This window comes from Mesorhizobium sp. P2_E9 (genome assembly GCF_056403815.1).
The window spans coordinates 1-2383 of sequence record NZ_JBFUET010000046.1; the positions used below are offsets into that span (position 1 = coordinate 1).

Consider the following 2383-nt stretch of genomic DNA (forward strand, 5'->3'; position numbering starts at 1 on the left):
TGCCAGTTCTGCTTCTCCTCACGTTCCGCCCCGAGTTTCAACCGCCGTGGACCGGGCAGGCGCACGTCACGGTTCTTGTCCTCAATCGGCTCGACCGTCGTGAAGGCGCCGCGCTGGTCCAGCGGGTCGTCGGCACCGGGGAGCTCCCGAGCGACGTTGTCGCGGAGATTATCGAACGCACGGATGGGGTGCCACTGTTCGTCGAGGAGCTGACCAAGGCGGTGTTGGAGGGCGGCAACGCCAGGACAGTGCTCTCAAGAGCTGCTGCGACGGCGTTGAACGTTCCCGCCACGCTGCATGCCTCGTTGATGGCGCGGCTCGATCGCCTCGGCTCAACCGTTAAGGAGGTCGCACAGGTCGGCGCGGTTCTCGGTCGGGAGTTCTCCTACGAATTGCTGGCAGCGGTCGCACAGCGAAATGCCGCTGATCTAAATGGCGCACTGGATCAACTCGGAGGCGCCGGTCTGGTGTTCTGCCGCGGGACACGGCCACTGGCCACTTACCTCTTCAAGCATGCGCTCGTTCAGGACGCGGCGTATGGCACGCTGCTGCGCGCTAAGCGCCAGGAGCTACATAAGCGTGTCGCAGGTGTGTTGGAGGAAAAGTGGACCGAAATCACTGAAGCGCAACCCGAGCTCCTTGCGCACCACCTTCAGGAGGCTGGGGATTGGGCGGGCGCGCTCGATCACTGGCAAAAGGCGGGAAGGGCCGCCGTGGCCAGAGCTGCCACTCAGGAAGCCGTGTCGCACTTTGCCAGTGCTATTGACTGCAGCCGGAGACTTGGCGATGTGTCTGGCGGCGCCGAACGGATGACACGTCTCCACCTTGCGATGGCCAATGCCTTGATGCAGGCTGAAGGGTATCGTTCTGAGCGCCTTGGGAAGACGCTTGAAGATGCACGTCTTGCCGCCGCGAACACTGCATCGGTCGAATTGCAATGTGACGTTGCGCTTTCACTCGCTCCATTTTTTTATGCCACTGGGCGCAATCACGACTATCTGATGCTCGCCGATGAGCAGCTAACAAAAGGCGCCGATCACCTTCCTCCAGCCTATTTGAGTGCCCTTTTGGCAACAAGGGGGATGGCTCATTCTAACCGGGGAGAACAACCGCAGGCAGCGGAAGCTTTGCGGAATGCCTTAGATATGATTGATCGTGTTGAGCCAAGTCGGGGTATCTTGTTCGCCGGTGCGGATAAACCCCGTGTCTCTGCCCAGGAATATCTAAGCGAAACGCTGATTATATTGGGTTTCTTTGATGCTGCAGTCGAAGAGAAAGAGCGCCTAATTCGAGATTTTGACCAGGGCGATAAGCCCTTCGAACTCGCGTGGCGTCTTCTCGGGCATTGCGAATTGTGCGCGCTACTTGGTCAATACGAGGAACTCCTTGAGAACGCTACGAAGATCGTCGAGATTTGCGAACTGCATGGCTACACGGCGCGTCGAAGCAGCGGCATTAGGTGGCGTGGTCATGCCCGCTCGCATTTAGGCGAACTGGATGCCGGCATCGATGACGTCCGAGAGAGTTTGGTTCTTTGGCGTGGGCACGGCGTCGTATTTCATACCCCTGAGAAAGCATGCGAGCTTTGTGATCTTCTCCTGCGGGCCGGTCGCATCGAAGACGCATCGCAGATGCTTGATGATGTCGATACACTCGTTTTCGATACGGACGAGGCGAGCTACCTAGCAGAATGTATTCGCCTTCGTGGCCAAATCGCCGCGGATAGAGGTGACCTGACGGGCGCCGCGCACCTATTCGAAACAGCGATTGCTACTGCCCGTCGGCAGCAAGCGAGACTTTTCGAGCTTCGCGCCGCAACGCAACTTGCACAAGTTCTGGCACGTCAAGGTCGTGTCCATGAGGCCGCGACGCGTCTGCAAGCGGTGGTCCACACATTTAACACTAGGTATCCAATCGTCGACCTCATCGCGGCACAAAGGGCGCTGGACGCCCTGAGCCGTTGAGGTCGCACCATCTGCGTGGATTCCGACAACGTTGTTTGCGAGCTTGGCTCATTGCGCGCCCGAGACGCGCGTTCGTTTGGACTGGAATGTAACGGAATTGAGACGTTCACGCTTATCCCCGCGTAGGTCCGAACATGACGCAACTGTGACCTCTACTATGGTCCCCAGCGATGTCTTCTGTGGATGGCTCCCGCATTGCAAGGGGTGATTTGACGTTTTTGACGATTGGGTCAGGTGCAGTCTTCTGTCCGGCCTGTTGATGCAGTCGTTCATGTTGACCGCTGGCCTTGATGGTATCCGCGAGTCAGGTCCCACTCTGCTTTGCGGGCAATGACGCCCACGACATTCGCACGGGTTATCCCAGCTCCCGGTATGACCGGTTCGCCATCACATCTCATCGCCCTTGCAACTGGTGAACT

General features: G+C 58.5%; 1 pseudogene. It reads left to right on the forward strand.

From position 1 onward, the window contains the following. Positions 1-1964: pseudogene (locus AC1D05_RS35675) on the forward strand (hypothetical protein); the annotation flags it as partial. Positions 1965-2383 lie beyond the last annotated feature (419 nt).